The following is a 5735-nucleotide window of genomic DNA, read 5'->3' as shown; positions in this document are numbered from 1 at the left end:
GCATGATTACCAGTGACAACTGGGGCAGCTATGCAAGAGAGGTGCCGAAGCAGAAACATCTGACTGGCAAGATCTTCACGCAACGTATAGAGCGCAATAACCTGACGCTCCGTACCCGCATTAAACGACTGGCGCGTAAAACGATTTGCTTCTCGCGCTCTGTCGAGATCCACGAAAAAGTCATCGGAGCCTTCATCGAAAAACACATGTTCTACTTATTGGAGTCATTACCCGCTTATCGTCATCTTATGATTCATAATGAAAACCGCCACGGAAGGTTCGCTTTGGGACGCAGCGGTTAAGGCTGTGCGCTGATGTCGCCGATGCTATGGTGCGGGGAAAATGGGCATAGGGTCACCGCTTCGCCTTTTTCGTTTTCGTTTACTGCGCAGTTTTCTGTTTCTGCTTATATACTACGGTGAACAAGGTTAATAAAAACATGATAAATTAACTGCTTCACTACAGGGGACATAGGATGTTAGCCACGAAATCTGCGTTGTTGCGCCGTGCCATGATGCGTTGCCTGCTGATGTCCGGTATCGCCTCACTGCCTGGCCTCGCCTTTGGCGCGCCGGCCGCGCAAAGCCAGGTTGTTGGCGCGCCCCTGCCGGGACAGCCTTTCCCTGCCCATGTCCAGCCTTACTTTTCCCGGGAGATCACGGCGCTATATGCCGCGCGTCAGAATGCGCCGATGTGGCAGGACCGGGCGGCGGTGCAGCATTTTCAGCAGCAATTGGCGGAACTGGCGCTGTCGGGCGTACAGCCGCAATTCACTACCTGGGCGCAGTGGCTCACGGACTCGCGTATCACCGGTTTGGCGCGGGATAAAATTCTGTCCGACGCTATGCTTGGCTACCTGCAATTTACCAACGGCGTCGGCGCCAACGGCGAAAGATGGCTGTACGGCACTGCGCCCTATGCGCTGGCGCTGCCGCCGCGCGTGCTGATAGAACGCTGGCAAAATGCCCTCAATGACGGCAGATTGGATACCTTTGTCAGCGGCCTGGTGCCGCAACATCCGCAATACGCCAAAATGCATCAGGCGCTGAAAACGATTTTGGCCGACAATCATCCCTGGCCGCAGTTAACCGGTAGCGCCAGCCTGCGGCCGGGTCAGTTGAGCGACGACATTCCCGCGCTGCGCGAGATTTTGCAGCGCACCGGTATGCTCCAGCCTGGCGATGTCGCGCCGTTACCGACGGTGGATGCGGCGCCGGCCAATCCGCCTGCAGCACAACCGGTCAGCCATGACCCGCCGCCGGCGGTGGTAAGCCCCGCCGCCGCGGAACTTATACCCACGCCCTCCAGCGATGATCCTGCGGTGGTCGCCACGGTGGATGTGCAGGACAAAATGTATTCGCCCGGTCTGGTAGCGGCGGTGAAACGTTTTCAAAACTGGCAAGGGCTGGGCGCCGATGGCGTGATCGGCCGCCAGACGAGTAACTGGCTTAACGTTTCTCCACAAACCCGGGTTACGCTGCTGGCGCTAAATATCCAGCGTTTACGTTTGCTCAATAACCGCATTAATACCGGCATTTTGGTGAATATTCCCAATTACTCCCTTGTCTACTATCAGCAGGGCGCGGAGGTGTTATCTTCGCGGGTGATCGTCGGTCGTCCCAGCCGCAAAACGCCGCTGATGCGCAGCGCATTGAGTAGCGTGGTGCTGAACCCGCCCTGGAATGTGCCCACTTCGCTGGTGCGCCAGGACATCCTGCCGAAAGCGCTGCGCGATCCGGGGTATTTACCGCGTAATGACTTCACCATTTTATCGGGCTGGAGCAGCGATGCCGCCGTGGTAAACCCGGCCAGTATCGATTGGAGTTTTGTGAACCCCAACCATTTCCCTTACCGTCTGCAGCAGGCGCCGGGGCCGAAGAATGCCTTGGGACGCTATAAATTCAATATGCCAAGCTCGGATGCCATTTATCTGCACGATACGCCTAATCATAATTTGTTCGGTCAGGATCAGCGCGCGCTGAGCTCGGGCTGTGTTCGGGTGAATAAGGCGGCGGTGCTGGCCAACATGCTTTTGCAGGACGCCGGTTGGGGCGATGCACGGGTCAGCGCGACGTTAAAGCAGGGCAATACGACCTATGTGCCGATTCGCCATCAAATTCCGGTCAATCTGTTTTATTTGACCGCTTGGGTTGCAGACGACGGAAAACCCCAATTCCGCACAGATATTTACAATTATGATACCCCCACCCAGAAGGGCGCCAGAAGCCTGCCGCAAGCGCAACGGCTGCTGCAATAAGCCGCTGACCGCCGGCGAGTTTTCTCGGTGGCCGCTTGCGCGCCTTACATAGACTACTTTGTGAGCTTTTGCAAATCCTGACGTTTGAGTGATTGACGCAGCCCGGCCATACGGTTATGGTTCGGGCGGTGCGCTGCTGTGCATTTGTTCATCAACTCTGCCGACTGGTTACCTTGCCCATGGATCATATTAATCATCAACGCCGCCGATTGCTGGTGTTCGGTACGGCTGCCGCCGGACTGGCGCTGCTTCCCGGCAGTGCTTTCGCCACGCTTTCCACGCCCCGTCCACGCATGCTTACCTTGAATAATTTGCATACCGGTGAAACGTTGAAAACGGAATTTTTCAATGGTAAGAGCTACTCTCAAAGCGAGTTGATCCGGTTGAATCATTTTTTCCGCGATTTCCGCGCCAACAAAATAACCGACATCGACCCCCGTCTTTTTGACCACCTGTATCGTCTGCAAGCGGCGCTGCAAACCAATAAACCGGTGCAGCTGATTTCCGGCTATCGGACCGTTCAGACCAATAATTCGCTACGGGCCAAAAGCGAGGGCGTGGCCAAGCACAGTTACCATACCCTGGGAAAAGCGATGGATTTTCATATTGAGGGCACGCCGCTCAGCATGATCCGCAAGGCGGCACTGAAGCTGCGCATGGGCGGCGTGGGTTATTATCCGCGTAGTAACTTTGTTCATATCGATACGGGGCCGGCGCGCACCTGGTAAAGCGTCGCAATTCCTGTCAACATCACCGCCGTTTCGCCGTATAATCGGGTGCAAAGGGTTTGACAGGATCGAGTATGAAATATCACATTATTCCGGTAACGGCATTCAGCCAGAATTGCTCTGTGGTTTGGTGCGAACAGACCGGAGATGCGGCGTTAGTGGACCCCGGCGGTGAAGCCCAGCGGCTGCGTCAGGAAGTGGCGACGCTTGGGGTGACGGTTAAAGAAATCTGGCTGACCCACGGCCACCTGGATCATGTGGGTGCCGCCAGCGAGCTGGCGGCGTTCTATGATGTGCCCATTGTCGGTCCCCATCGTGACGAAGAGCCGCTGTTGGCCAGTTTGCCTGGGCAGTGCCAAATGTTCGGCGTGGAGATTATCCCGCCGTTGACGCCTGACCGCTGGCTGGCGGACGGCGCCACGTTAAGCATCGGTAAGCTGTCGTTCCAGGTGCTGCATTGTCCCGGTCATTCTCCGTGGCATGTGGTGTTCTGGAATAAAGCCGCGAAGTTCATGTTGATGGGTGACGTGCTTTTCAATGGCGGCATTGGCCGCACCGATCTGCCCGGTGGCGATATGCCGACGCTGATGCGTTCGATTCATCATCAGCTTATGCCGCTGGCGGATGATATTGCCTTTTTGCCCGGCCACGGCCCGATGTCGACGCTGGGCCACGAGCGACGCACCAACCCCTTCTTGCAGTAGTCGGCCACCGAGAAATGTATGCCCGCCGCTCGCTACCTGTAGCCCGCTGAAGCTGATGGCGCTAGCGGGCATATTATCTTCATAGTGGCGTCTCATCTTGTAAGCGTACCGACTTACTGGCATTACTGACGTACTGACATATAGAGGGTGGGGGAGCGGGAATACGTCTTGATGGACGCAGTTCGTTCAAGCGTAGTGGCGTTCAAGGTACAAGGGGCGCCGGTTTGAGCTCGTTCGGCCGCCCAGGTTTTACCGGACGGACGCGCCGTCGTCGTCGCGGCGCGCCACTTTGAACTGGTCGCCCGGTGGTCAGAGCACCGCTACGATCGCCTCGCACAGCGGCGCCATGTTATCCGGCGTCATGCCGGCGACGTTGATACGACCCGAATTCACCACATAAATGCCCGACTGGTCACGCAGCTTCAGCACCTGTTGCTGATTCAGGCCGCTGAAAGAGAACATGCCGTTTTGCGGGTTGATAAAGCTGAAATCCTGCTGCGCGCCCTTATCCAAAAGCGTGTTGACGAACAGCTGGCGCATACGCTGGATCCGTTCACGCATACCGCTCAGCTCTTGCTCCCATATAGCGCGCAGTACATCGTCGGCCAATATGGTGGCAACCACGGCGGCACCGTGCGCCGGCGGGTTGGAATAATTGGCGCGAATGGTGGCTTTGAGCTGGCTGAAGGCGCGATCGGCAACCGCGCTGTCGGGCGCAATCAGGGTACAGGCGCCGACGCGTTCATTATACAGACCAAAATTCTTTGAATAAGAGCTGCACACAATGAGCTCCTGATGCGCTTCGCAGAAAATGCGCAAGCCTGCCGCATCGTCTTCCAGGCCGTGGGCGAAACCCTGATAGGCAAAATCGAACAGCGGCAGCCAGCCCTGACGGGCCGACAGGGCGGCCAGTTCGCGCCATTGTTGCAGGCTGGGATCAATACCGGTCGGATTATGGCAACAGCCGTGGAATAAGACCACATCGCCAGCCCGCGCCTCACTCAGACTCGCCAGCATTGCCGCGAAATCGAGCGTATGCGTCACCGCGTCATAGTAGGCGTAATCGCATACTTCCAGACCTGCGGCGCTGAAAACGTTTTTGTGATTCGGCCAGCTGGGGTTGCTTACCCAAACGCGGCGCACGGCGGTATTATGCGCCAGAAAATCCGCGGCCACGCGCAGGGCACCGGTACCGCCGGGGGTTTGCGCGCTACGCGCCCGCGCGTCGGCGATAAGGGCGCTGTCAGCGCCGAACAACAGACGCTGCGTGCCGGCGGCGAAAGCCGCCAGGCCGTCGATACCGAGATAGTTTTTGCTCGTTTCATTTTCCAGCAGCAGCGCTTCCGCTTTTTTAACGCTGGTCAGCACCGGCGTATTACCGGTTTCATCCTTGTAAACGCCAATACCGAGGTTAATTTTGCCGGGACGATCGTCGGCACGAAAGACATCCAGCAGGCCGAGAATCGGGTCCGCCGGTGCGACCGGAATAGATTCAAACATGGGAAATGTGTCCAAACGTCACAGTGTGCGAAAAGTGCTATCAGGTTACCGTTACCAGCGCCCTTTGCCAACCGTTTGCCGCACATTTTTCGGCGGCCACAAAAAAAAGAAGGCAGGGTATAAACCCTGCCTTCACTGTTCTGACTTTCAGCCGTAAGCGGCGAGAAAGGGATTAGAACTGGTAGACCAGACCCAGAGCAACGGTGTCGCCGCTGCCGATGCCCAACTCGTTGTCGCTATCAATCTGGTTGATGATGTAGTCAACATAGGTGGACATGTTTTTGTTGAAGTAGTAGGTGGCGCCCACGTCAACGTATTTGATCAGGTCAACATCACCCACGCCTTCGATGTCTTTACCTTTCGACTGAACGTAGGCAACAGACGGACGCAGACCGAAGTCGAACTGGTACTGAGCAACTTGAATCACCCCGGATAAATTAGAGTCTATACTTTAAAAGTGGAGGTCTCTATGACAACGACCAAACGTTACTCTCCGGAAGTCCGTGAACGGGCAGTTAATCTAGTGCTGGAAACTCAGCATGAGCA

4 protein-coding genes and 2 pseudogenes are annotated in these 5735 nt (G+C 56.5%); 4 read left to right on the top strand and 2 right to left on the bottom strand.

The features are described from left to right. The 4 genes and pseudogenes from CINSTRO3249_RS11945 to CINSTRO3249_RS11930 all read left to right on the top strand — a co-directional run. Positions 1-215: pseudogene (locus tag CINSTRO3249_RS11945) on the top strand (IS1 family transposase); the annotation flags it as partial. Between the two features lie 296 nt (positions 216-511). Next, the gene (ldtD, locus tag CINSTRO3249_RS11940; RefSeq protein ID WP_371441382.1) at positions 512-2257 is read left to right on the top strand and encodes a L,D-transpeptidase; all 1746 of its coding nucleotides are present in this window, start codon (positions 512-514) and stop codon (positions 2255-2257) included. Between the two features lie 179 nt (positions 2258-2436). Next, entirely contained in the window at positions 2437-2985 is a 549-nt protein-coding gene (locus CINSTRO3249_RS11935; protein WP_074013442.1) for a peptidoglycan L,D-endopeptidase MepK, read from the top strand. A gap of 74 nt (positions 2986-3059) precedes the next feature. Beyond that, positions 3060-3689: an MBL fold metallo-hydrolase gene (locus tag CINSTRO3249_RS11930; RefSeq protein ID WP_074013441.1), complete on the top strand. Its 630-nt coding sequence runs from the start codon at positions 3060-3062 to the stop codon at positions 3687-3689. Positions 3690-3998: 309 nt separating this feature from the next. On the opposite strand, the gene CINSTRO3249_RS11925 is transcribed toward CINSTRO3249_RS11930, so the two are convergent. Both CINSTRO3249_RS11925 and CINSTRO3249_RS11920 read right to left on the bottom strand, forming a co-directional pair. Beyond that, positions 3999-5189, bottom strand: coding sequence for an amino acid aminotransferase (locus CINSTRO3249_RS11925; RefSeq protein WP_074013440.1), 1191 nt, complete (start codon positions 5187-5189; stop codon positions 3999-4001). 172 nt (positions 5190-5361) lie between these two features. Further along, positions 5362-5616: pseudogene (locus CINSTRO3249_RS11920) on the bottom strand (porin); the annotation flags it as partial. Between the last annotated feature and the right edge of the window lie 119 nt (positions 5617-5735).

It is taken from the genome of Candidatus Sodalis sp. SoCistrobi, from assembly GCF_900143145.1.
Lineage (GTDB): Bacteria > Pseudomonadota > Gammaproteobacteria > Enterobacterales > Enterobacteriaceae > SoCistrobi.
The sequence above is the reverse complement of the archived record's forward strand: the minus strand, read 5'-3'. Positions and strand labels throughout refer to the sequence as shown.